This is a genomic window from Streptomyces sp. 11-1-2, assembly GCF_003595545.1.
Taxonomy (GTDB): domain Bacteria; phylum Actinomycetota; class Actinomycetes; order Streptomycetales; family Streptomycetaceae; genus Streptomyces; species Streptomyces hygroscopicus_B.
Genome location: NZ_CP022545.1, coordinates 10,872,648 through 10,898,802 on the forward strand (window position 1 = coordinate 10,872,648; position 26,155 = coordinate 10,898,802).

General features: G+C 69.8%; 23 protein-coding genes. 18 read left to right on the forward strand and 5 right to left on the reverse strand.

The genetic code is table 11. From position 1 onward, the window contains the following. Positions 1-21: 21 nt before the first annotated feature. Together CGL27_RS46205 and CGL27_RS46210 are read right to left on the reverse strand one after the other, a co-directional pair. A complete protein-coding gene (locus CGL27_RS46205) occupies positions 22-930 on the reverse strand; it encodes a PDR/VanB family oxidoreductase (RefSeq protein ID WP_119993683.1) in 909 nt (302 codons plus the stop codon). Positions 931-952: 22 nt separating this feature from the next. Next, entirely contained in the window at positions 953-1,582 is a 630-nt protein-coding gene (locus tag CGL27_RS46210; protein ID WP_119993685.1) for an MSMEG_1061 family FMN-dependent PPOX-type flavoprotein, read from the reverse strand. 172 nt (positions 1,583-1,754) lie between these two features. On the opposite strand from CGL27_RS46210, the gene CGL27_RS46215 reads away from it, so the two are divergent. Beyond that, the gene (locus CGL27_RS46215) at positions 1,755-2,414 is read left to right on the forward strand and encodes a TetR/AcrR family transcriptional regulator (RefSeq protein WP_119993687.1); all 660 of its coding nucleotides are present in this window, start codon (positions 1,755-1,757) and stop codon (positions 2,412-2,414) included. A gap of 81 nt (positions 2,415-2,495) precedes the next feature. On the opposite strand, the gene asnB is transcribed toward CGL27_RS46215, so the two are convergent. Then, positions 2,496-4,328, reverse strand: a complete 1,833-nt coding sequence (gene asnB / locus CGL27_RS46220) for an asparagine synthase (glutamine-hydrolyzing) (protein WP_119994879.1) — start codon at positions 4,326-4,328, stop codon at positions 2,496-2,498. A 379-nt stretch (positions 4,329-4,707) separates the two neighbouring features. Between asnB and CGL27_RS46225 the strand changes: the two genes are divergently transcribed. Next, positions 4,708-6,162, forward strand: coding sequence for a glyceraldehyde-3-phosphate dehydrogenase (locus tag CGL27_RS46225; RefSeq protein WP_119993690.1), 1,455 nt, complete (start codon positions 4,708-4,710; stop codon positions 6,160-6,162). Between the two features lie 44 nt (positions 6,163-6,206). On the opposite strand, the gene CGL27_RS46230 is transcribed toward CGL27_RS46225, so the two are convergent. After that, a complete protein-coding gene (locus tag CGL27_RS46230; protein WP_119993692.1) occupies positions 6,207-7,442 on the reverse strand; it encodes an ROK family protein in 1,236 nt (411 codons plus the stop codon). 221 nt (positions 7,443-7,663) lie between these two features. Between CGL27_RS46230 and CGL27_RS46235 the strand changes: the two genes are divergently transcribed. The 14 genes from CGL27_RS46235 to CGL27_RS46300 all read left to right on the forward strand — a co-directional run bounded on the left by CGL27_RS46235 (position 7,664) and on the right by CGL27_RS46300 (position 22,220). Beyond that, on the forward strand, positions 7,664-8,815 hold the full coding sequence (locus tag CGL27_RS46235) for a Gfo/Idh/MocA family oxidoreductase (RefSeq protein WP_119993694.1): 1,152 nt from the start codon (positions 7,664-7,666) through the stop codon (positions 8,813-8,815). Next, positions 8,812-9,732 carry a sugar phosphate isomerase/epimerase gene (locus CGL27_RS46240; protein WP_119993696.1) on the forward strand — a complete coding sequence of 307 codons (921 nt, stop codon included), beginning with the start codon at positions 8,812-8,814 and terminating at the stop codon, positions 9,730-9,732. Before CGL27_RS46235 ends, CGL27_RS46240 begins: the two co-directional genes overlap by 4 nt. Positions 9,733-9,783: 51 nt before the next feature. Continuing rightward, on the forward strand, positions 9,784-10,893 hold the full coding sequence (locus CGL27_RS46245) for a Gfo/Idh/MocA family oxidoreductase (RefSeq protein ID WP_119993698.1): 1,110 nt from the start codon (positions 9,784-9,786) through the stop codon (positions 10,891-10,893). A 63-nt stretch (positions 10,894-10,956) separates the two neighbouring features. Then, entirely contained in the window at positions 10,957-11,844 is an 888-nt protein-coding gene (locus CGL27_RS46250; protein ID WP_119993700.1) for a sugar phosphate isomerase/epimerase, read from the forward strand. 108 nt (positions 11,845-11,952) lie between these two features. After that, positions 11,953-13,461 carry an ABC transporter substrate-binding protein gene (locus CGL27_RS46255; RefSeq protein ID WP_119993702.1) on the forward strand — a complete coding sequence of 503 codons (1,509 nt, stop codon included), beginning with the start codon at positions 11,953-11,955 and terminating at the stop codon, positions 13,459-13,461. Between the two features lie 41 nt (positions 13,462-13,502). Further along, a complete protein-coding gene (locus CGL27_RS46260) occupies positions 13,503-14,444 on the forward strand; it encodes an ABC transporter permease (RefSeq protein ID WP_119993704.1) in 942 nt (313 codons plus the stop codon). Next, positions 14,441-16,231: a dipeptide/oligopeptide/nickel ABC transporter permease/ATP-binding protein gene (locus tag CGL27_RS46265; RefSeq protein ID WP_119993706.1), complete on the forward strand. Its 1,791-nt coding sequence runs from the start codon at positions 14,441-14,443 to the stop codon at positions 16,229-16,231. The genes CGL27_RS46260 and CGL27_RS46265 overlap by 4 nt, the downstream gene beginning before the upstream one ends. Then, complete coding sequence (locus tag CGL27_RS46270) at positions 16,228-17,055, forward strand: ATP-binding cassette domain-containing protein (protein WP_119993708.1); 828 nt, start codon at positions 16,228-16,230, stop codon at positions 17,053-17,055. The genes CGL27_RS46265 and CGL27_RS46270 overlap by 4 nt, the downstream gene beginning before the upstream one ends. A gap of 48 nt (positions 17,056-17,103) precedes the next feature. Further along, positions 17,104-17,721 (forward strand): response regulator, encoded by a 618-nt coding sequence (locus CGL27_RS46275; RefSeq protein ID WP_119993710.1) that lies wholly within the window; start codon positions 17,104-17,106, stop codon positions 17,719-17,721. An 11-nt stretch (positions 17,722-17,732) separates the two neighbouring features. Then, entirely contained in the window at positions 17,733-19,154 is a 1,422-nt protein-coding gene (locus tag CGL27_RS46280) for an ATP-binding protein (protein WP_119993712.1), read from the forward strand. Positions 19,155-19,268: 114 nt separating this feature from the next. Continuing rightward, a complete protein-coding gene (locus CGL27_RS46285) occupies positions 19,269-20,432 on the forward strand; it encodes an acyl-CoA dehydrogenase family protein (RefSeq protein WP_119993714.1) in 1,164 nt (387 codons plus the stop codon). An 87-nt stretch (positions 20,433-20,519) separates the two neighbouring features. Next, positions 20,520-20,888, forward strand: a complete 369-nt coding sequence (locus tag CGL27_RS46290; RefSeq protein ID WP_119993716.1) for a hypothetical protein — start codon at positions 20,520-20,522, stop codon at positions 20,886-20,888. Then, positions 20,885-21,637 carry an SDR family NAD(P)-dependent oxidoreductase gene (locus tag CGL27_RS46295; RefSeq protein WP_119993718.1) on the forward strand — a complete coding sequence of 251 codons (753 nt, stop codon included), beginning with the start codon at positions 20,885-20,887 and terminating at the stop codon, positions 21,635-21,637. The genes CGL27_RS46290 and CGL27_RS46295 overlap by 4 nt, the downstream gene beginning before the upstream one ends. Before the next feature lie 67 nt (positions 21,638-21,704). Then, complete coding sequence (locus CGL27_RS46300) at positions 21,705-22,220, forward strand: flavin reductase (RefSeq protein WP_240450871.1); 516 nt, start codon at positions 21,705-21,707, stop codon at positions 22,218-22,220. Between the two features lie 66 nt (positions 22,221-22,286). On the opposite strand, the gene CGL27_RS46305 is transcribed toward CGL27_RS46300, so the two are convergent. Continuing rightward, positions 22,287-23,291, reverse strand: a complete 1,005-nt coding sequence (locus CGL27_RS46305; RefSeq protein WP_119993720.1) for an amino acid ABC transporter permease — start codon at positions 23,289-23,291, stop codon at positions 22,287-22,289. 688 nt (positions 23,292-23,979) lie between these two features. On the opposite strand from CGL27_RS46305, the gene CGL27_RS46310 reads away from it, so the two are divergent. Both CGL27_RS46310 and CGL27_RS46315 read left to right on the forward strand, forming a co-directional pair. Then, complete coding sequence (locus CGL27_RS46310; RefSeq protein WP_119993722.1) at positions 23,980-25,116, forward strand: LLM class flavin-dependent oxidoreductase; 1,137 nt, start codon at positions 23,980-23,982, stop codon at positions 25,114-25,116. Between the two features lie 70 nt (positions 25,117-25,186). Next, on the forward strand, positions 25,187-26,149 hold the full coding sequence (locus CGL27_RS46315) for an ABC transporter substrate-binding protein (RefSeq protein WP_119993724.1): 963 nt from the start codon (positions 25,187-25,189) through the stop codon (positions 26,147-26,149). Positions 26,150-26,155 lie beyond the last annotated feature (6 nt).

Below are 26,155 nucleotides of genomic sequence, written 5' to 3' on the forward strand. Positions count from 1 at the left end.
TCGAGTCCGCCGGCCGTGGGGTCACAGGTCCACGACGAGCCGCGGGGACAGGGCACGGGACACACAGGCGTACATCCGGCCCGCGGGGGCGCCGATGTCGTCCCGGTGCTCGGGCTCGCCGTCGACGACGGCGAGTTCACAAGTGCCGCAGACCCCTTCGCGGCATCCGGACGCCACGGGATATCCGGCGTGGGTCAGGGCGTCCAGCAGCGACTCGTCGGGCGGCACCTGAACCGTCTGCCCCGACCTCGCGCACACCGCCTCGAACGCCGTGTTGGGGGCGAACGACCTGGGCACCGGGCGGAACCGCTCCGCGTACAGCCGTCCGGCCGGGAACGCGGCCTCGGCCGCGGCGAGCATCGGCCCGGGGCCGCAGGCGTAGACCACGGCGCCGGGGTTCAGCGCGGCTCCCAGAGCGGCGAAGTCCGGCCTGCCCTGCTCTCGGGTGGCGACGATCCGTACCCGATCGCCGTAGGAGGAGCGCAGTTCGTCGGCGAAGGGCATGAACGCGACCGACTGTCCCACGTACACGAGCGACGCCGGGACGCCCGAGGTGACCGCCGCCCGCAGCATCGGCAGGATCGGGGTGATGCCGATCCCGCCGGCGAGGAAGAGATACTCCGGCGCGGGGAGGAACGGGAAATGGTTCCGCGGCAGCGACACGTCGAGACTGCGGCCCTGGCGCAGAAACCGGTGGATGTACTCCGAACCGCCCCGGCTGAGGCGGTCGTGCCGCACCGCGACGCGATAGGACTCCCGGTCCGCGGTGTCGCCGCACAGCGAGTACTGCCGGGTCAGCCAGTTCGGCAGGGCCAGGTCGATATGGGCCCCCGGCTCCCAGGGCGCCAGCGGACCGGTGGCGCCTCGCAGGACGAGGGATACGACGTCTTCGGCGACCTGCTCGATGGCGCCGACGATGGTCTGTTGCATCGTGATTCACCTTGTGCCGTGGTCAGTAGAGTTTCCGGTAGCCCTCTTCGAGAGCGTGTGTGAGCGCCATCGGATCGATGTCCACCGCGAATTGGGCGGCGGCGATCTCACCGACCGACGGCATCTCTTCGGCCAGGGCCTGGCTCGCGGGGTCCCACAGCCGGGAGCGGATGAGCGCGCGACCACAGTGGAAGAACGCCTCCGCCACCTCGACGACGATCGCCAGCACCGGTTCGCTGGCCTCGGTCTGCATCCGGGCGAGCACATCGGGCTCATCGGTGGGGTAGGCGCGGCCGTTGACCCGCAAGGTCTCCCGCAGCCCGGGGATGAGGAAGAGCAGCCCGACCCCGTCGTTCTCGGCGAGGTTGCGGAAGGAGTCGGCGATCTTGTTGCCGGGGCGGTCGGGAATCGCGAGCGTATGGCCGTCGAGGACCTTCACGAAGCCCGGGTAGTCGCCACGGGGTGAGCAGTCGGCGCGCCCCGCCGCGTCCGCCGTGGCCAGGGTCAGGAAGGGGGAATGCGCGATGAAGAAGCGGAAGTGCTCGTCGATATGGTCCAGCTTCTTGCCCTTGACCATGGCTTCGGGCTCCCCGAGCCGGGCGTGGACCTCGGCCGGCGACACCCGCCGGGGGCGGGTGCTGGTCTGCGTCACGATGACTCCTTCCGGGAGGGGTGGAGCGGTGGGCGCGCGAGGGCCGTGCCGGTCGCCTCGCGCTCCCTGCCGACGACGGTGGTTCACCGCTCCGCCGCAGTTCATGGCACCATTGTGAGTAATTACTCAGGTCTTGCGCCACTCGCTTTCCAGGCGCCGTCCAGGAGGTGTCATGACGACAGGCCGTCGCGGACTTCAGCCACGTAAACAGCCACGCCAGGCCCGCGCCGAGCTCACCCGGCAGCGCATCCTCACGGCGGCTGCTCACGTTTTCGCCGAATACGGCTACGCCGCCGGGACCACCAACCGCATCGCCGAGCACGCACGGATCTCGATCGGCTCGCTGTACCAGTACTACCCGAACAAGGATGCGATCCTGGCCGAGCTGGTGACCCGTCACCTCGATGCCGGGGCGGCCGCCATCCGCGACCGCCAGGACGAGGAGGAGCCCGATTCCCTCGAGGAGATCCTCCGTGGTTTCGCGCGCACCGTGATCGAGAACCACCTCGACGACCCGCAGCTGCTCCGCGTCATGGGTGAACAGGCCCCCCGCTCACCGGAGTTGTTCGAGAAGGTAGCCCGCCATGAGCGGGAGCGGGTCGCCTACACCCAGGAGTTGCTCGAGCGCCATCCCGAGGTCCGGGTCGAGGACACCTACGTCGCCGCCCGGCTCATCGTGTCCACGATCGAGCTCGTCGTCCATGTGCTCATCGCGGCGCCCGAGTCGATCGACACCACCCGGCTGGAGAACGAACTCGTCGCGATGCTCACCCGCTACCTCACGGCCGCGCCGTCCGGGGCCACGGAGCGTCCGGCGCGCGAGGGCCTCTGATGCGAGGCCACCGGGACGACGGACGGGGACCTGGTGGGCCAGGTCCCCGTCCGTCGTCCCGGTGCGGTCGAACCGCGGGTGTCAGTCGAGCGTGATGGTGGGCTTGCGCAGGTCCATCCACGTCGCCAGGTCAAGGGCGCGTTCGATGATGGCGCGCTGCTGGGTGGTGATGTCCTCCGCCGGTGCGGCGATCGCCTCTTCCAGCGTCTCGGCACGGCACAGTTCGAGGGCCTGGTGTCCCGAGGTGATGAGGTCGCCCGCCTGCTGCTTGATGGCGGAGAGATAGGCGGGGTCGAAGCTGCCGGGGTAACCGCTCTTCTTGCGGTTGGCCACGGACTCGGGCAGCACATCGCGGGTGGCCTCGCGCAGGATGCTCTTCTCCCGCCCGTCGAATGTCTTCAGCGACCAGGGGGTGTTGAAGACGTAGGAGACGAGGCGGTGGTCGCAGAACGGCACCCTGACCTCCAGGCCGACGGCCATGCTCATCCGGTCCTTGCGGTCGAGCAGGGTGTTGACCATGCGGGTGAGATGCAGGTAGCAGACCTGGCGCATGCGCTTCTCCAGGCCGGTCTCACCGTCCTTGAGGGGGACTTCGTCCAGGGCGCTGAGGTAGTGGTCACGGAGGTAGGTGTCCAGGTCGAGCTTCTCGGTGAGGTCCTGGGACAGCAGGCTCTTGGTGTCGCCGAGCGTCAGTCCTCCGGCGAGCCACGGGAAGGTGTCGGCCTCGCGCCGCTCGTCGTGGAACCACGGGTAGCCGCCGAAGACCTCGTCCGCCGACTCGCCCGACAGGGCCACGGTCGACTGTTCGCGAACGGCCTTGAACAGCAGGTAGAGCGAGTTGTCCCGGTCGCCGAGCCCGGTGGGCAGATCCCTGGCCGCGATGGCCGCCTGCCGCACGGCAGGGTCGGACAGGGCGGAACCGTCGAGCATGATGTCCCGGTGGTCGCATTTCACATGCTCGGCCACGGCGTGCACATACGGGGTGTCGACGCTCGGCGCCACGTCGATCGCGCGGAAGTTCTCCGCCTGCCCGGGGAAGTCCACGGCGAAGCTGCGGACGGTCTCGCCGTGTTCGCCGAGCTTGCGGGCGGCCAGCGAGGTCATCGCCGAGGAGTCGAGCCCCCCGGAGAGCAAGGTGCAGCGGGGCACGTCGGCGACGAGCTGCCGGGCGATGATGTCCTCCAGCAGCTCCCGCACATGGGCGACGGTCGCGTCCTGGTCATCGGTGTGCTCGGAGACCTCCAGGCGCCAGTACGCCTGTTCGCGAAGTCCATTGCGGTCGACGACGGCGATGTGGCCGGGGCGCAGCTCCTTCATGCCCTTCCAGATCGCATGCCCCGGTGTCTTGGCGAAGGAGAAGATCTCCCGCAGCCCGTCGACGCCGACCTCGGGGACGGCGAGCGGGTTGGCGAGGATGGCCTTGGGCTCGGATCCGAAGAGGACGCCGTCGTCGGTCTCGTAGTAGTAGAACGGCTTGATGCCCATCCGGTCCCGGACCATCACCAGTTTCTCGGTGCGGGAGTCCCAGATGGCGAAGGCGTACATGCCGTTCAGCTTCTCGGTGAGGGATTCGCCCCACTCCACGTAGCCGCGCAGGACGACCTCGGTGTCGGAGTCGGTGGTGAAGCCATGGCCCCTGCGGCGCAGTTCGTCGCGCAGCTCGGTGAAGTTGTACGCCTCACCGGAGTAGACCATGCTCACGGGACCGTCGGCGGTGTCGACGGTCATGGGCTGTGCCCCGCCGGGCAGGTCGATGACGGCCAGCCTGCGGTGGCCGAGCGCAGCCTTGCCGGTCACCCACGCTCCGGCCGCGTCCGGGCCTCGGCAGGCCATCGTCTCCGTCATGGCGTCGAGGACCTGGCGATGGGAGGTCAGATCGCGGCGGTAGGAAACCCAGCCGGTGATGCCGCACACAGTGATCATCCCTTTCACTCAGCAGAGATGGTTGCCTGTGAAAACCATCTACCTCTCCGGAGGCGGATCGCTACCGGGTGCTGTTCCCTGGGGGAGTGGCATTTCTCACTGGTAAATTCCTGTTAATGGTGCGTTTCGCGGTGGTCGCTGGCCGAAAAGCGTCGCCCACTAAATTCCCATTTTACAGCCGATATCCGCGTCGCAATTCATAAGCGAGACACCGGCCGTATACGAAAGGGCCCGGGCCCGGTGGGCTGAGGCACCGTCACCCGCGGCCGTTCCTCTGCGGGCTTCTCCCTGGTCGCCGTCGGGGGTGCCGGGTGCCTCCGTGACCTGGGGGGTTACCATATGAGCGCCACCTAGCTCGAAAGATGGATTTGTGACTCTCAACGAGGACTCGTTCACCAACTGGAAGCACCGCGAGGAGATCGCGGAGTCGATGATCCCCGTCATCGGGAAGCTGCATCGGGAGCGGGACGTCACAGTCCTGCTGCACAGCCGCTCCTTGGTGAACAAGTCGGTCGTCAGCATCCTCAAGACCCACCGATTCGCCCGCCAGATCGCCGGTGCGGAACTCTCGGTCACCGACACCCTGCCCTTCCTGCAGGCGCTCACCGTGCTCGACCTCGGCCCCTCCCAGATCGACATCGGCATGCTCGCCGAGACGTACCGGGCCGACGACCGCGGTCTGTCGGTGGAGGAGTTCACCGCCGAGGCCGTCGCCGGTGCCACGGGTGCCAACAAGATCGAGTGCCGTGAGGGGCGTGATGTCGTCCTCTATGGCTTCGGCCGCATCGGCCGCCTCGTCGCCCGCCTGCTCATCGAGAAGGCCGGGTCCGGCAACGGCCTGCGGCTGCGCGCCATCGTCGTCCGCGGGAGCGGCGGCCGGGCCGGTGAGGATCTCGTCAAGCGCGCCTCGCTGCTGCGCCGCGACTCCATTCACGGCCAGTTCCAGGGCACGATCACCGTTGACGAGGCGAACAGCACGATCGTCGCCAACGGCAACGAGATCAAGGTGATCTACGCCGATGACCCGACGTCGGTGGACTACACGGCGTACGGCATCAAGGACGCCATCCTCATCGACAACACCGGCAAGTGGCGCGATCGCGAAGGGCTGTCGAAGCATCTGCGCCCCGGTATCGACAAGGTGGTGCTGACCGCGCCGGGCAAGGGTGATGTGCCCAACGTCGTCCACGGCGTCAACCATGACACGATCAAGCCGGATGAGCAGATCCTGTCCTGCGCGTCCTGCACCACCAACGCGATCGTCCCGCCGCTGAAGGCGATGGCGGACGAGTACGGCGTCCTGCGCGGCCACGTGGAGACCGTCCACTCGTTCACCAATGACCAGAACCTGCTGGACAATTACCACAAGTCCGACCGCCGTGGCCGCTCGGCGCCGCTCAACATGGTCATCACCGAGACCGGTGCCGCCTCCGCCGTCGCGAAGGCCCTGCCCGACCTCGATGCGAAGATCACCGGGAGCTCGATCCGCGTCCCGGTGCCGGACGTCTCGATCGCCATCCTCAACCTGCAACTCGCCCGCGAGACCAGCCGCGAGGAAGTCCTGGACTATCTGCGCGATGTGTCCCTGACCTCGCCGCTCAAGCGCCAGATCGACTTCACCAGCGCCCCCGACGCGGTCTCCAACGACTTCATCGGCTCGCGCCACGCCTCGATCGTCGACGCCGGTGCCACCAAGGTCGAGGGCGACAACGCGATCCTCTACCTCTGGTACGACAACGAGTTCGGCTACTCCTGCCAGGTCATCCGCGTCGTCCAGTACGTCTCGGGGGTGGAGTACCCGACCTACCCGGCCCCGGTGGCCTGACGCCCGGCCGGCGACGGCCTCGGCGGGCTCCCCGTCGAGGCCGCCTAGCCCTCCGCTCCGGGCTCGTCGGCCAGCAGTCGTGCGATGCCCGCCGGTCCGAAGGCGTCCCGCGTGGCGAGGGCGATCCCACCGTGGAGCCCGGAGCGGCTCTTGAGCTGTGTCGCGGTGATGGTCAGCTTGCGGGTGGCCAGCGGGAGGGCGCGCTGGTACACGGCGGCTCGTACGGCGGAGACGAGGTCGTCGCGGAGTTCGCTCAGCGGACCGGCCAGGATGATGCTGCGCGGATTGAACATATGGACCAGTACGGCGACCACCTCCCCGACCTCCGTGGCCGCCTGGCGTACGGCGTGCAGTGCGGCCGGGTCGCTGTCGGCGACGCGCTGGGCGAGCACCCGGGTGCCGTACAGCGGGTCGTCGTCGGTCGACTCGGGGATGCCGAGGCCGCGCAGGACGGCGCGGTGGGAGGCGATCGCCCCGACGCAGCCGACGTTGCCGCAGACACACAGGACATTGCCGCCGCTGACGGCCCGGGTGTGGCCGATGTCGCCGGCGGCTCCGTCGGCGCCGCGGTACACATCGCCGCCCGCGGTGACCAGGCCCGCCCCGATACCGCTCGCGATCTTGATGCAGAGCAGGGGCGTCTCCGCCCCGCCCTGTTCGGCCTCGCCCAGGGCCATCAGATTGACGTCGTTGTCCACCACGACCGGGGCGTGGAAGCGTTCCCGGAGGTGCTCGGCGACGGGGTAGCCGTCCCAGCCGGGCATGCCGGTGGGCTGTACCGCGCAACCCTGCTGGAAGTCCACCGGACCCGGCAGGCCGACGACCACCTCACGCACCCGGCCGGGAGCGCGGTCGTACTCCGCCAGCAGCCTCCGCAGCAGCTCGGAGACCGCGTCCAGCACGATTCGCGGGCCCGCGTCGATCCGGACGGCGACCGTTTCCTGCGCGATCAGCCGCCTGCTGAGATCGGCGATGGCCACATGGGAGGCGGTGGTGTCGACGTCCACGGCGACGACGGTGCCGGCCTGTGGGCTGATCGTCAGCACCCGGGGCGGTCGCCCGCGGACGGACCGCCTGGACTCGACCTCCTGGAGGATGCCGTTGCCGACGAGATTCTCCACCTGCTGGCCCACGGTCGACCGGGCCAGGCCGCTGCGCCGCGCGAGCTCCGCGCGGTTGGTCGCCTCCCCGGAGATCACAAGCCCCAGCACCCGGCGCAGCGCGAGGGGGACCGATGCGGAGGCGGATGATTCCTCCGCCCAGCCGTCGTCTTTATGCATTCGAGTGACCGTAATGTTGCTCCCTTGGGTCCGTCAACGATTTCCCCCTTTCGCCTTGCCCTTCAGGTGCTTCCAGGGCGGACACCCAGAAAATTTGGCCACTTTTAGGTCTTGAAAAAAATTAAATATGCTGTCTTGTGCTTGCTGCCAGAACTAAACCAAGGTGATGCGCAGCGCGGCGTCAGACCGCGATCGGCGGTAGGACGACGGAGGTGCATCAGATGAAGGGTTCGCTTCGAGCGGTGGTATCAGGTGCCGGGATGATCGGTGCCGTGCACGCGGCCGCGATCCGTGCGAGCGGCGGAGATCTCGCCGGAGTGGTGGCCTCGACCCCCGAGCGCAGTGCCCGAGTCGCCGAGGAGTGGAACGTACCCGGCCGCTACCCCGACTTCGAGGCGGTGCTCGCCGACGACAGCGTATCGGTCGTCCATGTGTGCACCCCGAACGCACTGCATATCGGCCAGGCCGAGGCGGCACTGCGCGCGGGCAAGCATGTGATCTGCGAGAAGCCGCTCGCCACCTCGGCCGCCGACGCGGAGCGGCTGACCAGCCTGGCGCAGGAGACGGGGCTGGTGCTCGCGGTCCCCTTCGTCTACCGCTACCACCCGCTCGTCCGGGAGCTCAGGGACCGGTGGCTGCGTGGCGAATTCGGCGCCTGGCAGCTGCTCCACGGCAGCTATCTGCAGGACTGGATGCTGTCCGAGGAGGCCATGTCCTGGCGGGTCGATCCGGCCGACGGCGGCCCGTCCCGGGCGTTCGCGGACATCGGATCCCACTGGTGCGACCTCGTGGAGTGGGTGGCCGGAGTCCGCTTCACCGAACTCACCGCGAGGCTCGGCACCACCGTTCCCACCCGGCCCGCCGGCACCGGCGCGAGCTTCGCGACCAGGGGCGGGGGCCCACGGGTGCGGGTGCGCACCGAGGATGTGGCGACCGTACTGCTGCGCACCGACGGCGGCGCCCTGGCCACGCTCACGGTTTCCCAGGTGTCGGCCGGCCGCAAGAACCGGCTGTGGTTCGAGCTGGACGGCGCGCTCGGCAGCGCGGTCTTCGACCAGGAGAATCCCGAGACGGTATGGCTCGGCGCGCCGGACGGGGCGCGGGTGCTGTTCCGGGACCCGGACCAGGGATCGGCCGAGCAGCGACGGCTCTCACGGCTCCCCGCCGGCCACGCCCAGGGCTACGCCGATTGCTTCACCTCCTTTGTCACCGACGCCTACGCGGCGATCCGCGGGGATGCACCCGAGGGATTGCCCACCGGAGCGGACGGTGTCCGCTCGGCACGGATCGTCGAGGCCGTGCTGACCTCCTCCGCGTCATTGACCTGGACCGATGTCGACCCCACCGCCATAGCCCTGGAGGCCACCGCATGAAACTCGGCATGCTCACCGCCTGTCTGCCCCAGCTCTCCCTCGCCGAGATCGCCGCATGGGCGAGCGAGGCGGGATACCAGGCCCTGGAGGTCGCGGCCTGGCCACGCACCGGAGGCCGGGACTTCGAGGCCGCGCATCTGCCCGTGGCCGGATTCGGCGAGCGCGACGCCGAGGAGATCCGGGGGCTGTTCGAGCGCCACCGCCTCGACCTCTCAGCCCTGGCGTACTACGAGAACAACCTCCACCCCGACCCCGCGCGCCGCGCGGAGATCCACGCCCACCTCAAGGCGGTCATCGACACCGCCGCGGCCCTCGACGTCCCGTACGTGGGCACCTTCGTGGGCCGCGACTGGACCCGGCCGGTGGCGCCCAATCTGGAAGAGGCCGAGAAGGTCTTCCCCGAACTCGTCGAGTACGCGGGGGAGAGGGACGTCCGCCTCATCATCGAGAACTGTGTGATGGAGGGCTGGCACCCGGACGGCTATCCGGGCAACCTCGCCTATTCGCCCGAGCTGTGGGAGTGGATGTTCTCCCTCGGGCTGTATCTGAACTGGGATCCGTCGCATCTGACGTGGATCGGTGTCGATCCGGTGCGGACCATCGCGCCTTACGCGGACCGGATCGTGCACGCCCAGGCCAAGGACCTCCAGATCCTCCCCGGAAAGGTGGACCGCTACGGGTTCTTCGGCAAGGCGGTCCGGCGGGAGGACCCGTGGGACACCGGCTGGTGGCGCTACCGCGTGCCCGGCCGGGGCCAGGTCGACTGGAGCGCCGTCGTGGACGCCCTCTACGAGCACGGATTCACCGGGACCCTCTCGGTCGAGCACGAGGACCCGGTGTGGGGCGGCACCGAGGAGAAGGTCAAGACCGGCCTGGAGATCGCCCACCGCACCCTGCGCCCGCTGATCGTCGCCTGACGACCGCCTGCCGCTCCCCGTACACCACCACATCACGACCGCAGGAGACTCATGCCCCAGCACACCGCACGGCACCGGATCGGAATTCTGGGCGCCGGCAATATCTTCGGCCGCTATGTCGAGGGACTGCGCACCTTTCCGGAACTCGACGTGATCCGGGTGGCCGACGTCGACACGGCCCGCGCGGAGCGTGCCGCGGCCGCATACGCCATCCCGGCCTGGGGCGGTCCCGATGAGCTGCTCGCGGACGACGCCGTCGAGATCGTCATCAACATCACCCCGCCGGCGTTCCACGCGAAGACCGTCATCGCGGCGCTGGAGGCGGGCAAGCACGTCTACGTCGAGAAGCCGCTCGCGGCCACCGTCGAGGCGGCCCGCGAGGTCCTCGACGCCGCCGAGCGCAGTGGGAAGCTGCTGGGCTCGGCCCCGGACACCTTCCTCGGCAGCGCCGTGCAGACCGCCCGGCACACGATCGACACCGGTCTGATCGGCGAACCCGTCGGCGCCACCGCCTTCGTGCGGTCCAGCCGCTCCGAGACCTGGCATCCTGACCCCCGGGCCTTCTACGGGCCGGGCGGCGGACCCGTCCTGGACATGGGCCCCTACTATCTGGCCGCGCTCGTCAACTGCCTCGGCCCGGTCCGGCAGGTGTCCGCCGCCACCCGCGTCGGCGCGAAGACCCGCAAGGTCACCAGCCCCGAGCGGGTGGTCGACGAGATAACTGTCGAGGTCCCCACCCACGCCTCGGCCGTGCTGACGTTCGCCTCCGGAGCCATCGGCACCACCCTGATGAGCTTCGACGTCTGGGACACCGAACTGCCCCGCATGGAGATCTACGGCACCGAGGGCACCCTCTCGCTGCCCAACCCCAACGGCTTCGACGGCGATGTGCGGGTCAAGCGCCACCACGACGACGAGTGGGAGGTGCTCACCCCGGTCACCGCGCTCTTCGGCGCCGTGAACACCCCCGAGCAGCACCGCCGCGGCCTCGGCGTACACGACCTCGCGGGTGCCCTCCACGGCGGCCCGCACCGCGCCGACGCGCGATTCGCCTTCCACACCCTCGAGGTGCTGGCCGCCTTCGAGACCGCCCAGCGGGAGAACCGGGTGGTGGCGATCGAGAGCAGTTGCGAACGCCCCCAGCCGCGCACCGCCCACTGACACCGGCGTACGACCGCGCGACCGCCACAGCTACCGCCACCGCCACCGAAAGGACCATGGACCATGAAGATCAGGCAGGACCGTCTCGCCATCAACCCACTCCAGTGGGTCGCGAGCGCCGACGGCTGGATCGACCCCACCCTCGCCCCCTCGCTCGACCGGCAGTTGGAGGTCATCCGCGACGCGGGCATCACCGCCCTGCACAGCGCCGTGCCCGGTGATATGACACCCGAGGCATACGCCGCCCGGCTCGCCGACCACGGCATCAGCCCCGCGCCCGGCTACCTCGCCGTCCGGCTCACCGAGGACGAGGCCGAGCTGCGGACATTCCGCGACAACGCGGCGCGCGCCGCCGAACAGCACGCGGCCCTGGGAGTGCCCGCCCTCTTCCTCGCCATGGGAATGGCGAAGGACGCCGAGCGGGTGGCCCGCCCCGCGGTCGGCCATCTCGCCGACCGGGGACGGCTGGAGCGGGTACGGGACCTGCTGGCCGAGATCGCCGGGATCACCCGGGCACAGGGGATCACCCCCGCCTTCCATCCGCACGTGGGCACCTGGGCCGAGACCGAGGAGGAGACCCGCTTCGTTCTGGACACCACCGACGCGTCCGTCCTCGGCTTCGGACCGGACATGGGCCATCTGGCCTGGGCGGGCGCGGACGCCGCACAGTTGGTGCGCGACTACGCGGACCGGGTGGCGAGCGTCCACATCAAGGACCTGGACCTCGGCCTCGCCGCCAAGGGCAGGGAAGCGGGCTGGGACTACCGGAAGACGGTGCTGGCGGGGCTGTGGTCGGAGCCGGGCCATGGAAACGCCGACATCGCGGGGTTCGTCGGCGCGCTGCCGGACGACTTCGACGGCTGGCTGATCATCGAGGTCGACCGGGGAGCCCGGCCGACCCCCGAGGAGAGCGTGCGGCTGTGCGGGGAGTGGGCCACGCGGAACGCGTAGCCATGACCGGGCGACACGGACCAGGACCGGCCGGGGCACGGCCGGTGGCAGGACGAGCCGGGGGGACATCGAGGTGATCCGACACGTGAACCAGGTGGAGAGAAGACCATGCGCAAGACAGTGGCGTTCATCGGTTGTGCCGCGCTTCTGACGGCGACGGCCACGGCCTGCGGCGGTGGTGCGCCGGCCGACGGCGACGAGACGCTGACCCTCGCCGAATCGGTCACGGCCACGCCATGGGATCTGGCCAAGGCCAGCCTGGGCCCCGAGTCCTCGTACTACCAGCCGGTCTTCGACACGCTGGTCCGGCTCGACAGGAACGGCGAGCCCACCCCCAACCTGGCCACCTCGTGGTCGTACGACAAGACCCAGACGAGGCTCACGCTGAAGCTGCGTACCGGGGTCACGTTCACCGACGGTACGGCCCTCGACGCGGACGCGGTCCGGCGGAACCTGCTGCACACCAGGAGCGGCACGGCCTCGGCCGCCGGTGAGATCCGCGACATCAGCGGCGTCGACGTGGTCGACGCACAGACCGTGACCATCAAGCTGAGCCACCCCAGCGCGTCCCTGCTTCCGGCGCTGGGCCAGGTCTCCGGGATGATGGCCGGCCCCAGGTCGCTCAAGGACCCCGGGACTCCGGTCGGTTCGGGCCCGTACCGGCTGGACGCGTCGGCCACCATCGCGGGCCAGACGTACACCTACACGCGCAACCCCGGCTACTGGAACAAGAAGGCGTTCCCCTACAACAAGGTCGTCATCAAGTACCTCGCCGACCCGACCGCGCGCATCAACGCGCTGCTGTCCGGCCAGATCGACGGCGGCATGGTCAACCTCAACCGGGTGCCGACCGTCAAGGGCCACGGCCTGAAGGTCGCCACCTACCAGCCCGGCGACATCGAGGGGCTCTACATATGGGACCGCGCCGGCAAGAAGGTGCCCGCCCTGGGAAAGCTGAAGGTCCGGCAGGCGCTCAACTACGCGTTCGACAAGAAGGCCATCCTCAAGGCGGCCAAGACCGGACTCGGCACCCCCACCACGCAGGTTTTCGCGCCCGGTGAGGACGGTTACGACGCCGGGCTGGAGAACACCTACTCCTACGACCCGGCCAAGGCACGGAAACTGCTGGCCGAGGCGGGCTATCCGAACGGCTTCGCCGTCACCCTCCCGGACCTCTCCGCGGCCTTCCCTCAGGAGCAGGCCGCACTCACCCAGAGCCTCAAGGACATCGGCATCAAGGTGAAGCTGGACAACGTGCCCGGCGACCAGATCTTCAGCAGCGCGCTGTCCGGCAAGTACGCGATGTCGTACTTCAAACTGGGCGCCCCCACCGGATGGGACAAGGTCCAGCTTCAGCTCACGAAGAACTCGACCTGGAATCCGCTCAAGTACCACGACCCCAAGGCCGAGGACCTCATCACACGCATCGGCGAGGCGACCGGCCCGACGCGGGACACGCTGTTCAAGCAGCTCAACGCCCATGTCGTCGACCAGGCGTGGAACGCGCCCTGGAGCGTGGTGGCCAACGCCTACGCCACCGCCAAGGGCGTGACGGCGACCCCGCAGGCCGGTCTCCAGTACCCGCCGCTCCACAGCTACGCACCGGCGGCGAAGTAGCCACCGGCCCGATCCGACGTGCGGAAGGAGAAAGACTGACCGTGCTCGCCTTTCTGATCCGGCGCATCGCCGCCGGCGCGGCCCTGGTGGTCGTCGTGGCCACCGCCACATTCCTGCTGCTCAATCTCACGGGGACCGACGTCGCCCGTAACATCCTGGGCGAGACCGCGACGCGGTCCGCCGTGACCGCCAAGAGCCATGAACTCGGCCTGGACCAGCCCCTGGTGGAGCGCTACTGGCATTGGGCGGACCAGGCCCTGCGGGGTGACCTGGGCAGCTCGTGGTTCACCGGCGCCCCGGTGAACCAGTCCCTGGTGGACACCTTGCCGGTCACCCTCTCCATCGTGCTCGCCGGGCTGCTGCTCGCGGCGGTCCTCAGCGTCGCCCTGGGCACGGCGGCGGCGCTGCGCGGCGGCTGGGTGGACCGTGTGGTGCAGTTCGCCGCGGTGCTCGGCACCGCGGTGCCCAGCTTCCTGATAGCCCTGGTCCTCGCCGTCACCCTGGCCGTTCAGCTCGGCTGGCTGCCCGCCACCGGCTACGTCGCCATCGACGCCTCCGTCACCGAGTGGCTCCGCTCGATCATCCTGCCCGCGGTGTCACTGGCCGTCGCCGCGACCGCGGCCACCGCCATGCAGGTGCGGGGCGCGCTGATGGATGTGTTGCGCGCGGACTATGTGCGCACCCTGCGCAGCCGGGGCCTGAGCACCCGCAGCGTCGTGTTCCGGCATGCGCTGCGCAACGCCGCCCCGCCCGCCCTGACCGTGCTCGCCCTCCAGTTCATCGGGCTGATCAGCGGCGCCGTCGTGGTGGAGAAGGTGTTCGGCCTGCCGGGCATCGGCACCCTGGCCAACTCGGCCGCCGTACGGGGGGACGCGCCCGTGCTGCTCGGCACGGTCGTGGTGACGGTGAGCATCGTCGTCGCGGTCAATCTGCTGCTGGACATCGTGTACGGCTGGCTCAATCCGAAGGTGCGTGTCTCATGACCGATGTGGAGTCCGCTCCGGCCCCCGAGCCGTCCGCTCCGGCCCCCGGGCGGGACCACCTGCTGCGCCGGACGCTGCGTGACCCGGTGGCCGCCGGCTGCCTGGTGGTGCTGGTCCTGGTGGTCCTCGGGAGCCTGGCGGCGCCCCTGTTCACCGACTACGCACCCGACGTCAGCATCATGGGGGACACCCTCGCACCCGCCTCGGGCACCCATCCGCTGGGCGCCGACGGCGTCGGCCGGGATGTGCTCTCGCGGCTGCTGTACGGAGGCCGCACCAGCCTCCTGGGCGGCACCCTCGCCATCCTCGTGGCCTTCGCCGTGGGCGGGCCACTGGGTGTGATCAGCGGCTTCTACCGCGGCTGGTTCGACGCCGTGGCCGGCTGGATCGTGAACGTCATCATGGCCGTGCCCGCCATCATCGTGATGCTCGTGGTGATGGCGGCCGTCTCGCAGGATCTCAACGTCGCCATGATCGTCCTCGGCGTCATCATGGCCCCGATGGTCTTCCGGCTCATCCGGGCGTCGGTGATCGCGGTCCGCGAGGAGCTGTATGTGGACGCCGCCCGGGTCTCGGGACTCGGCGACGGGCGCATCATGCGCCGCCATATCCTGCCCGTGGTGGTCGCCCCGTCCGTCATCCAGGCGACCCAGGTGTTCGCCGTGGCGATCGGCATCCAGGCCGGGCTCGCCTTCCTCGGCCTGGGCAAGGCGTCCCAGGCCAGTTGGGGCGCGATGCTGAGCGACGCCTTCACCAACATCTACAACGCCCCCATGCTGCTGGTGTGGCCGGGCGCCGCGATGGGCCTGACCATTCTGGCCTCCAGCCTGCTGGGCAACGCGGTGCGCGACGCGCTGGGCACCACCGAGCGCCCGGCGGTGAACAAGCGCCGTAAGCGCGTGGCGCGCATAAGCGCACCGGCCGCCGATTCCCCCGCGGACCGCCTCCTCACCGTGGAGGGGCTGCGCGTCGGCTATCCGAAGCCCGGCGGCGAGAAGACAGTGGTCGACGGGGTGGACCTCACCGTGGCACGCGGTGAAGTCCTCGGCCTGGTCGGCGAGTCCGGATCGGGCAAGAGCCAGACGGCGTTCTCCGTCCTCGGCCTGCTGCCGGACGACGCCGAGGTGACGGCCGACCGGCTGACCTTCGACGGGCAGGATCTGCTGGGCATGGACACCGCCGCGCTGAACCGCCTTCGCGGCCACGGCATCGGATACGTCCCCCAGGAGCCCATGTCCAACCTCGACCCGTGCTTCCGGATCGGCTTCCAGCTCGTGGAGCCCATGCGCACCCACCTCGGGCTGTCCCGGTCCGAGGCCCGCACCAGGGCGCTCGGGCTGCTGGAACGGGTCGGCATCCCGGATCCGGAGCGGGTGTTCAGGTCCTATCCGCATCAGATCTCCGGCGGTATGGCGCAGCGTGTGCTCATCGCCGGCGCCGTCTCCTGCGCCCCGCGGCTGCTGATCGCGGATGAGCCGACCACGGCGCTGGACGTCACCGTCCAGGCCGAGGTGCTGGACCTGATGCGCTCCCTCCAGCAAGAGCACGACATGGGGATGATCCTTGTCACCCATGACTTCGGTGTGGTGGCCGACATCTGCGACCGGGTCGCGGTGATGCGCGGCGGGCGGATCGTGGAGACGGCGCCGATGCGGCAGATCTTCGCGGCGCCCGAGCATCCGTACACCCGCACCCTCCTGGACTCGACGCTGGACGGCGGGCCGGTCCGCGGCGAACTCTCCGCCCACTCCGGTGCCGATGAACCTCTCAAGGGGGCCACATCATGACCGCTCCGCTCCTCGAACTCGACGACGTCGTGGTGGAGTACCCCGGAAAGGGCCGCGGCCGCAATCCCTTCCGCGTCCTGCACGGCATCTCCCTGACCATCGCACCGGGCGAAACCCTCGGCCTGGTCGGCGAGTCCGGCTCCGGCAAGACCACACTGGGCCGGGCCGTCCTCGGTCTCGCGCCCGTCACCGGCGGCGAGATCCGGTACGGCGGAAGGGCCATCTCCCGGCTCGGCAAGCGGGAGCGGCGGGCGCTCAGCGAGGACATCCAGGTGGTCTTCCAGGACCCGTTCACCTCACTGAACCCGGCCATGACGGTCCTGGACATCCTCACCGAGCCCCTGCTGGTGACCGGCGTCGCCCGGCGCGACGCCGAACAGCGCGTGCGCACCCTGCTCGACCGGGTGTATCTCCCGCATGACGCGGTCCACCGGCTGCCCCGTGAGTTCTCCGGCGGCCAGCGCCAGCGGATCGCCATCGCGCGCGCCCTGTGCCGGGACCCTCGGCTGATCGTCTGCGACGAACCGGTCAGCGCCCTCGACCTGACGACCCAGGCCCGGGTGCTCGACCTGTTCACCGAGATCCAGGAGGCGACGGGCGTGGCGTATCTCTTCGTCACCCATGATCTGTCGGTGGTCCGGCACATCAGCCACCGGGTGGCCGTGCTGTACCGTGGCGACATCGTGGAGACGGGCACCGCCGCCCAGGTCACGGAGCGTCCGGAACACGCCTACACACGGCGGCTGCTGCTGGCGGCGCCGGTGCCGGACCCCGGCCGGCAGGCGCGGCGCCGGGCCGAACGGCTGAAGGAGGCCGCCTCATGACCTTCCGCACCCGGGGACTCGACGGGGTTCGCCGACGGGCCGGCTGAGATGTCCCTCGTCTACATCCTGGACGACGACGAGGAGCTGGGCGAATCGCTCGCCTGGCTCCTCGAGTCGGTCGGCATCCGCTCGGAGCGGTTCCGGGACGCCCACGCCTTTCTGCGCTCCTACGACCGGGACCGGCCCGCCTGCCTGGTCCTGGACGTGCGCATGCCCGAGCTGAGCGGGTTCGACGTACAGCAGTCGCTGAACGAGACGGGCGCGCCGCTGCCCGTCGTCTTCGTCTCCGCGCACGGCGACATCCGGATGTCCGTACGCGCCCTTCAGAACGGCGCGGTCGACTTCGTGGAGAAGCCGTACGACCCCCAGCACATGCTGGACGTCGTACAGGCCGCGCTCCGCACCGCGCGGGAGCGCTTCGAGCGGGCCGTCGGCCAGCGCGAGCTGCGGACGAGCCTGGACCGGCTGACCGCCCGCGAACGGGAGGTGCTCGCGCTGTCCATCGACGGCGTGCCGAACAAGCGCATCGCCACCCGGCTCGGCATCAGTACCAAGACCGTCGACGTGCACCGGGCCCGGATCCGGGAGAAGACCGGTGCCGAGAGCATCGCGACCCTTGTGCACGACATCCTCCGGCTGGGGCTGCGACCCACGGCGGACCGATGAGGGACCCGGCCGTGGACCGTCTTGCGCCGTCCGGCTTCCAGACGCTGATGCAGGCCCTGAAGTACTGCGTCCTGCTGCACGATGCCCGGACCTACGACATCCTCTGGGCCAACCGGGCCGCCTGCGAACTGCTCGGCTGGACCGTCGATGAGCTCAGGCCCCTCAAGGCACCGGACATGAGCAAGAACTCCCTCCAGTACAGCCGGGCGCTCGGGCACCGCTGGCTCGGGCACGCGGTGGAGCACTGCATCAGCGCCACCGAGTGGTGCTACCGGTCCAAGAGCGGCGAGGAGATCCTCACCGAGGCCATCGCCATCCGCGTCGCCCTGCCCTCGCGGACGGTGGTGATGGTGCAGTTCCGGGACATCGCCGAGGAGAAGGAGGTCCGGCGCGATCTGTTCCGCACCGAGAGCAGGCTGCGGGCCTTTCTGAGCGGCCTGGCCGAGGGGATCGTCGTCCTCGACGAAACCGACCGGGTGGTCTTCGCCAGCGAATCCGCGGCCAGGCTGCTCGGCGGCGACCTCCACGGGGCGGACTTCACCGGCTACTGCCGCGACGGGACCGTACCCGACCGCGAGGGCCGCTACCGGTTCGCCGCACCCGGCGATGAGCCCCGCTGGTACGCGGCCACCTGCCAGTACATCGAGATCGAGAGCGATCTGCACGGCCGGATGCTGCTCTTCTACGACATCACCGACCGGGTCCGCGCCGAGGAGGAGCACCGCCGCGACACCCAGCGCCTGGACCATCTGGCCCGCAACAACGCCATGGGCGACATGGCGATGGCCATCGCCCACGAGGTGAGCCAGCCGCTCGCGGCCGCGTACAACTTCGTCGAAGGGGCACGGGGCCGGCTCGGACGCGGCGACGAGAGCGTGGCCTGGGGGCTGGACAACGCCGTACGGCAGATCGAGCGGGCCCGGACCATCCTGGCCAGCCTGCGCGGCTATGTCGGCCGCCTGGAACAGTCCGAGCAACGGGCCGACCTCAACGCGATCGTGCGCGACTGCGCGTACTTCATCGAGCTGCGCGCCCAGGAACACGCGGTGCCGGTCGAATACGGCCTCACCGCCGAGCCGCTGCCGGTGCGCTGCGAGAACGTGCTCATCGGACAGGTCGTGATGAACCTCGCCTTCAACGCGGTGGACGAGATGGCCGGCCGGCCGGAGGCGGAACGCAGGGTGCGGATCACCACCCGGCGCGGCGAGGACGGGTCCGCCGTGCTCGCCGTCGAGGACTGGGGGAACGGCCCGCCCGCGGAGGACCGGCTCTTCGACGGTGTGTTCACCTCCAAGGAGAACGGCAGCGGTATCGGCCTCGCCCTCAGCCACCGCATCATCACCCGCCACGGTGGCCGGATGGACGTCCACGCGAACGAGCCGCGCGGCGCGGTTTTCCGGTTCACGCTGCCCGCCGACGGGCGGGGTGGGTAGGGGAAATCCCCTAGCCGAAGCATCCAACTCCCAATTGAGGCCCCTGAGCGGCCGCGCCTAGCGTGATGACAAGGCGGGCGGGAGAACCGCCCGGCAACGCGAGGAGATTCGCTCATGACGCAGACGCTGGATGCCGACACCGCGGCGGCCGCGGGGCGGTCGCCCTCCGGATCGGCGTTCGACCGGGCGCTGGACGTGGTCGCCCGGCGGCGTGCCGAATTCGAGGAGATGGGGCATGTTCCGCGCGATGTGATCGAGGAACTCAAGGCCGCGGGAATCTACCGGGCGAGCACCCCGAGCCAATTCGGCGGCGACGCCCTTCCGCCCGCCGCGTTCCTCCGTCTCATCGAGCGGATCTCGGTCGTCGACGGCTCGGCCGGCTGGGTCGCCAGCTTCGGCTCGTCCCTGGTCTACCTGGCGGCGCTGCCGCTCGATACCCAGGCCGAGCTGTACGCCGACGGGCCCGATGTGGTCTTCGCCGGGGGACTGTTCCCGGTGCAGCCCACCGAGCGGGTCCCGGGCGGCCACCGGGTCGCTGGCCGCTGGAAGTTCGCCAGCGGCTGCAAGGGCGCGGACGTCTTCGGCGTGGGCATCAAGGGCGGTCAGGACCGGGGCGGCCGACCGCTCACCGCCGTGCTGCGGCCCGAGCAGGTGGAGATCGTCGAGAACTGGGACGTCATCGGCATGCGCGGCACCGGAAGCCACGACCTGGTGGTGGACGGGGCCGTCGTCCCCGAGGACTGGACCTTCGTCCGCGGCGGCGAACCCACCGTGGACGAGCCGCTCTACCGCTACCCGACCGTCCCGTACGCCGCCCAGGTGCTGGCCGTCGTCGGCCTCGGGGTGGCGCGGGCCGCGCTCGACCATGTCATCGCCCAGGGCGGCCGCGCGAGCTATACAGGTGCCCCGAAACCCGCCGAGCGCGCCACCTATCGCATCACGGTCGGCCAGGCCGAGGCCCAACTCCGCTCCGCGCGGGCCTACTTCTACGAGACCACCGAGGAGGTGTGGGCCACTGTGGCGGCGGGGGACCCGGCGAGCCCCGGACAGACCAGCTCGCTGCGGCTCGCCTCCGCCCACCTCGCGAAGACCTCCTTCGAGGTGGTCCGCGCCGCCTACCAGCTCGGTGGCATCGCCGCCATCGCCGACGGCAGCCCCATGCAGCGCTATCTGCGCGACGCCTCGGTCGTCCCCCAGCACGCCTTCCTTCAGGAGGGCATGTACGACGGCGCGGGCGCGGTCCTCATGGGCGTCCAGCCCTTCCCCGGCTACCTCTGAACCCCCGGCTACCTCTGAACCCCCGGCCACCTCTGCCCTCCCCGGCCACCACCTCTGTCCCCGGCTACCTTGAAAGGCGGGATCTCCGTGCCCGAATCCCCCGAGACACCCCTGCGCGTGCTGTTCTGCATCGGCGTCAACCAGAACTTCTTCGATCTGCCCACGGGCCAGGGCAAGGCCGTCTGGGACGGCTTCACCTCCATGCTCTCGCAGCTCTACGCACTGCCCGGGGTGAGCGTCCTCGGCACCATCGACGACGACCAGCACATGGTCGGCCCCTCCGCCTCCTGGCCCTGGACCAGCTACGTGCTCGCCGACGTGGTCGACCAGCCGACGGTCGCCGCCGCCTGCAACCTCTTCCGCACCGTCCAGGTCGGCGAGCACGGCCTGTGGCGCTATATGAAGATCGAGGCGCGTCTCGGCTGTCCGCTGCCCGAGCCGGAGGCCGACCGATGACCACCGAGAACGTCCGCGTCGCCGTTGTGACGGGAGCGGCGGGCGGCCTCGGCGCCCACATCGCCCGCCGGCTGTACGGCCAGGGCTACTGCGTCGCCCTCACCGACCTGGACGAGGCGGGCGCCGTGCAGGCCGCGGCGGATCTCGACCCGGAAGGCCGCGCCACCGCCGGGCTCGCCCTGGACGTACGCGACAAGAACGCCTTCGCGACCGTCCGCGATCAGCTCGTCGACCGCTGGGGCGCCGTCCATGTGCTGGTCAACAACGCCGCCCTGACCAAGGCCGAATCGCTGATGGACATCAGCCCTGAGAGCTTCGACCGGATCGTGTCCACCAACCTCAACGGCGCCTTCTTCGGCTGCCAGGTCTTCGGCGCCTACTTCGCCGAACGGGGCTATGGGCGCATCGTCAACATCGCCTCCCTCGCCGGTCAGAACGGCGGCTCGGGGACCGGTGGGCACTACGCGGCGGCGAAGGGGGGAGTGGCCACCCTGACGAAGGTGTTCGCCCGCGAGCTCAGCTCGCACGGGGTGACGGTGAACGCCATCTCCCCTGGCCCCCTGGATCTGCCGGTGGTCCGCGACATCATTCCGCCGGACAAGATCGACGCCTTCGAACGCGCCATCCCCGTAGGACGGTTGGGACGCCCGGAGTTCATCGCCGACATGGCCGTGCTGCTCGCCGCCGACCACGCGGACGCGGTCACCGGCGCGTGCTGGGACGCCAACGGCGGCCTGTACATGCGCTGACGCTCACCCCGAGCACCGCGACCGCTCGAGCGAATCCGAACCGAACCAGGAGAGGAGGGGCACCGCCGTGACCCCCGACCCGTCCCAGTTCCGGGAGGCGATGGCGCATCTCCCGGCGGCCGTCAACATCCTGACCACCGACGGCCCGAACGGCCGCTGTGGCATCACCGTCAGCGCGGTCTGCTCCGTGACCGACGATCCGCCGACCGTTCTCGTCTGTGTCAACCGCGGCAGCGCCATGCACGATGTGTTCCGGGCCAATGGAAGGGTCTGCGTCAATGTGCTCGGCGGCGCCCAGCAGGAACTGGCCCTGCACTTCGCCGGGGCCACGAAGGTGCCGATGGCCGAGCGCTTCACCTGGGACGTCTGGGACCGCGCCCACGATGTGCCGGTCCTGAAGGACGCCCTGGTGAGCGCCATCGGCACGATCACACACGCCGTCCCCATGGGCTCCCACAGCGTGCTCTTCGTCGACATCGAGCGGATCCGCACCCACTCGGGTGGCCAGAGCCTCGTCTACTTCAACCGCGCGTTCCACCGTCTCGACGCCACACCCCTGATACCGGAAGGCACCCGGTCCTGAACCCGACGACGCGGTGGGGTACCGCATGGTCCCGTCCGGCCCTCGTGGCCGGACGGGCCCACGGCGTCAGACGCCGGTCTTGGCTGTCGTGGCGCGCGACCGGGTGCGCGGGACGGCGGCCGCACGGGCGCGCAGCCGTTGCAGCGGGGTGGGCGGCAGTGCCCGCGCGGCCCCCCGCGCGTAGTACCGCTCGACGTAGAACTGTCCCACGCTCAGCACGGTGGTGACCGCGATGTACCAGAGGGTGGCCACCATGAGCAGCGGGATGACCTGGTAGGTCTGGTTGTAGACCAGCTGCACCGAGTACAGCAGGTCGTGCACGGCCAGCACGCTGACGATGCTGGTGCCCTTGAGCGTGCCGATCAGCATGTTTCCGGCGGTCGGCACGATGGAACGCATCGCCTGCGGAATGACGATCCGGCGCAGTGTGCGCCATTTGCCGAGCCCGAGTGCCTGGGCGGCCTCGGTCTGGCCGGAGTCCACGGACAGGATGCCGCCGCGTATCACCTCGGCGGCGTAGGCGGCCTCGTGCAGGGTCAGGCCGATGACGGCGGTGAGGGTGGGGCCGAGCAGGTTGACCGTCTTGACGGTGACGAACTGCGGGCCGAAGGGGAGGCCGAGGCCGAGTGTCGGGTACAGGGCGCCGATGTTGAACCAGAACAGCAGCTGCACCAGCAGCGGCGTGGAGCGGAAGATCCACACATAGCCCCAACTGAGTATGGACAGCACGGGGTTGGTGGACAGCCGCATCACCGCCAGCGGGATGCCGAGCAGGAAACCGAGCACCATCACCGCGCCGGTCAGCCACAGGGTCAGCAGCAGTCCGTCCAGCACGGCGCTGGTGGTGAAGTACCGGCCCACCACGTCCCACTGGAAAGCGTCATTGCGCACAACGGAGTTGACCACCATCGCGAAGACCAGGAGCGCGGCGGCGGCGGTCAGCCGGCGGCCGATGCGTCGGCGCGGCACGATCCGCGGCAGGTCGCCGGGACCGGGGACGCCCGTCTCGGGGCGCTTGTCGACGGGAACGGGTACCGCGTCGGGAGCGGTGGTATGGGAAGGCGTGGCCATCGGGAGGCTCTCCGGGTGAGGGGGCACGGGTGTCGGTGACAGCCCGGTGGCACGCGCACACGGGCACCCGAGAAGGCGGTACGCGGGTACGGTGCGGCCGGGCTCGGCGTCATCACGCTCACCGCGTCCCTCAACGCGGCCGGAAGGGCCGCCGCGCGCGGCGGGCCCGTCCGCCATCGATCGTAAGTACCCAGTGCATGCATCTGTCAAGAACACGTGGGAACCGGTGAACACGTGGGAACCGGTCAACGCCGGTCCGGTATGCGGGCGGTGGTTGACGAGAAGCGTTGGGTACTGCCTAATTGCTCCCATGAATACCGAGCAGCGCCTGGTCACCCGTGGCCACATCGACTTCGGCCGGGTGTGGTCGGCCGCTTGTTGCGCCTGACTCGGCAGCGGGCTGTCTGACCGGCCCTTCCCTCCCTCGGTGACCCCGTCGCGGGCCGAGCTCTCTCGTCGTATCGCCGCTGAACGCGGGCACTGAGCCGCGTTCGGACACGGCCCCGCGAGCGCCCGGACACACGCTGCCGCCACCCCTTCTCCCGACGCCCCGGTGTCGTCACGCCTGCTCCAGCCACTGGGCATTTCCCCGATGCCGTCACGTACGGCCATGCGAACCGTACGGCCATGCGAAGGGCCGTTCCGGCCTGTCCGTGTGCTCCCCCTGTCCTCCCGAAAGGCCATTCCCATGCCCGTGGAATTCCTCGGCATCGCCGCGACCCATGACGGTTCCGAGACCACCGCACGCTCCGGTGGCGCATTCGACAAGGAGTACACACTCCGGCTTGCCAGGGCCCACGAGGACCATGGCTGGGACCGGGTGCTGTTCGCCTACGGGTCCGGATCGCCCGACCCCGCGCCGGCCGCCGCGTACATCGCGAGCAGGCTGGACAGGCTCCAGATCCTGCTCGCCCACCGGCCCAACGTCTCGTATCCGACCTTCGCCGCCAAGACCTTCGCCACTCTCGACCAGATCAGCGAGGGGCGGCTGACCGTGCACTTCATCACCGGCGGCAACGACCACGAGCAGGGCCGTGAGGGCGACACGCTCACCAAGGACCAGCGCTACGCCCGCACCCGCGAGTACATCCAGATCGTCAGGAAGATCTGGACCACTCACCAGCCCTTCGACCACGAGGGCGAGCACTACCGCTTCCATGACTTCGTCAGTGACGTGTTCCCAGCCCAACAGCCCCGCCCGGACATCTCGTTCGGCGGATCGTCCCCCGCCGCGTACGCCGCGGGAGGCGCCGAGGCCGACATCTACTGCCTGTGGGGCGAGCCCCTGGAGAAGACCGCCGAGCAGATCGAGGCGGTGAAGGCCGCCGCGAAGGCATCGGGCCGTACCGACGTCCCGCGCATCCAGGTGGCGTTCCGTCCGATCATCGCCCCGACCGAGGAACTGGCCTGGGAGAAGGCCCGCCGTACGGTGGGCGCGATCGAGGCCCGCAAGGCGAGCGGCGAGTCGGTCACCAGGCGACACACCGGGCAGGCACACCCGCAGAACTCCGGCTCACAGCGGCTGATCGCCATCGCCGAGGCGGGGGAGCGCTACGACCGCGCGCTGTGGACCCCGACCGCCGCGGCGACCGGTGGGGCGGGCAACTCCAACGCCCTGGTCGGCACCCCCGAGACGGTCGCCCAGGCCCTCCTCGACTACTACGACCTCGGCGTCGACATCCTCTCCGCCCGCGGCTACGACCTGCTGGGCGATGCCATCGACTTCGGCCGGCACGTGATCCCGGTCGTCCGTGAGGAGGTCGCCAAGCGTGATGCCGAGCGTGCGGCGCGTGGCGCGCGGCCCCTGGCCGCCGTGCGCCGATGACCTCCGTCGCACGACCACAGAGATATTCCCATCGCCGCCACCACGGCGCAGAACGGAAAGGCCCCCAGCTGTGAACCACCCCGGGACCAGAACTCGGCCGCGCATCGCCGCGCTGACGCTGCTGTCACTCCTGGCGCTGACCGCCTGCGGTGGCTCCGGTGGCACGGACGGCACAACGCCGGCGGGAGCCCAGGCCTCTCCCGCGCCGACCGACGACCCGGTCGCCGCCGTACGGAAGGTGGACTCCGTCGCCGCCCTGCTGCCCGACGACGTCGCCAGGTCCGGCACCCTGAGGATAGGCAGCTCGATCGGGTTCCCGCCGGGCGCGTACTACCCGAACGGCTCGGACAAGAAGCCCGCGGGCCAGGACATCGACATCGCCGACGCGGTGGCCAAGGTGCTCGGCGTCAGGCTGGAACGCCAGGACGCCTCCTTCGAGACGATCCTGCCCGCCCTCGGCAGCGGCAAGTTCGACGTGGGCACCGGCAACTTCGGCGTGACCGCCGAGCGTCTGAAGACCATCGACTTCGTCACCTATATCAACGACGGCCAGGGCTTCGCGGTCAAAAAGGGCGGCACGGCGCTCAGCCGGAAGGTCACCGATCTGACCGAGCTGTGCGGGCTGACCATCGGCACCGGGGCCGGCACCACCTTCGAGGCGACCCTCACCCGGCAGAAGGGGGTGTGCGCCAAGGCCGGGAAGAAGCCGTACGACGTGAAGGTCTACGCGGAAAACGGAGCCGTCCTCACGGCCCTGCAGCAAGGCCGCATCGACGTCGTCATGTCCACCATCAACGGACTGCGGTACCAAGCGGCCCAGTCCGCCGCCCATACCTCCTTCCTCGGCGAGTACCACCGCCTCGACGTCGGTTTCGCCTTCAAGAAGGGCTCGCCGCTCACCCGCGCCTTCCAGGCCGCCGTCAACGAGTTGATCGACAACGGCACATACGCCCGGATCCTCAAGAAGTGGGGCACCAGCGCCTCCGCGATCGACGCGTCGCGGATCAACCCGCCCGAACACACCCAAGGGTGAGCAAGG

What these genes read in the sequence shown, in the direction of transcription:
- CGL27_RS46205 (WP_119993683.1), bottom strand. Translation starts at nt 930, where the DNA reads ATGCAACAGACCATCGTCGGCGCCATCGAGCAGGTCGCCGAAGACGTC.
- CGL27_RS46215 (WP_119993687.1), top strand. Translation starts at nt 1,755, where the DNA reads ATGACGACAGGCCGTCGCGGACTTCAGCCACGTAAACAGCCACGCCAG.
- CGL27_RS46230 (WP_119993692.1), bottom strand. Translation starts at nt 7,442, where the DNA reads ATGCATAAAGACGACGGCTGGGCGGAGGAATCATCCGCCTCCGCATCG.
- CGL27_RS46235 (WP_119993694.1), top strand. Translation starts at nt 7,664, where the DNA reads ATGAAGGGTTCGCTTCGAGCGGTGGTATCAGGTGCCGGGATGATCGGT.
- CGL27_RS46240 (WP_119993696.1), top strand. Translation starts at nt 8,812, where the DNA reads ATGAAACTCGGCATGCTCACCGCCTGTCTGCCCCAGCTCTCCCTCGCC.
- CGL27_RS46245 (WP_119993698.1), top strand. Translation starts at nt 9,784, where the DNA reads ATGCCCCAGCACACCGCACGGCACCGGATCGGAATTCTGGGCGCCGGC.
- CGL27_RS46250 (WP_119993700.1), top strand. Translation starts at nt 10,957, where the DNA reads ATGAAGATCAGGCAGGACCGTCTCGCCATCAACCCACTCCAGTGGGTC.
- CGL27_RS46255 (WP_119993702.1), top strand. Translation starts at nt 11,953, where the DNA reads ATGCGCAAGACAGTGGCGTTCATCGGTTGTGCCGCGCTTCTGACGGCG.
- CGL27_RS46265 (WP_119993706.1), top strand. Translation starts at nt 14,441, where the DNA reads ATGACCGATGTGGAGTCCGCTCCGGCCCCCGAGCCGTCCGCTCCGGCC.
- CGL27_RS46270 (WP_119993708.1), top strand. Translation starts at nt 16,228, where the DNA reads ATGACCGCTCCGCTCCTCGAACTCGACGACGTCGTGGTGGAGTACCCC.
- CGL27_RS46275 (WP_119993710.1), top strand. Translation starts at nt 17,104, where the DNA reads ATGTCCCTCGTCTACATCCTGGACGACGACGAGGAGCTGGGCGAATCG.
- CGL27_RS46285 (WP_119993714.1), top strand. Translation starts at nt 19,269, where the DNA reads ATGACGCAGACGCTGGATGCCGACACCGCGGCGGCCGCGGGGCGGTCG.
- CGL27_RS46295 (WP_119993718.1), top strand. Translation starts at nt 20,885, where the DNA reads ATGACCACCGAGAACGTCCGCGTCGCCGTTGTGACGGGAGCGGCGGGC.
- CGL27_RS46305 (WP_119993720.1), bottom strand. Translation starts at nt 23,291, where the DNA reads ATGGCCACGCCTTCCCATACCACCGCTCCCGACGCGGTACCCGTTCCC.
- CGL27_RS46310 (WP_119993722.1), top strand. Translation starts at nt 23,980, where the DNA reads ATGCCCGTGGAATTCCTCGGCATCGCCGCGACCCATGACGGTTCCGAG.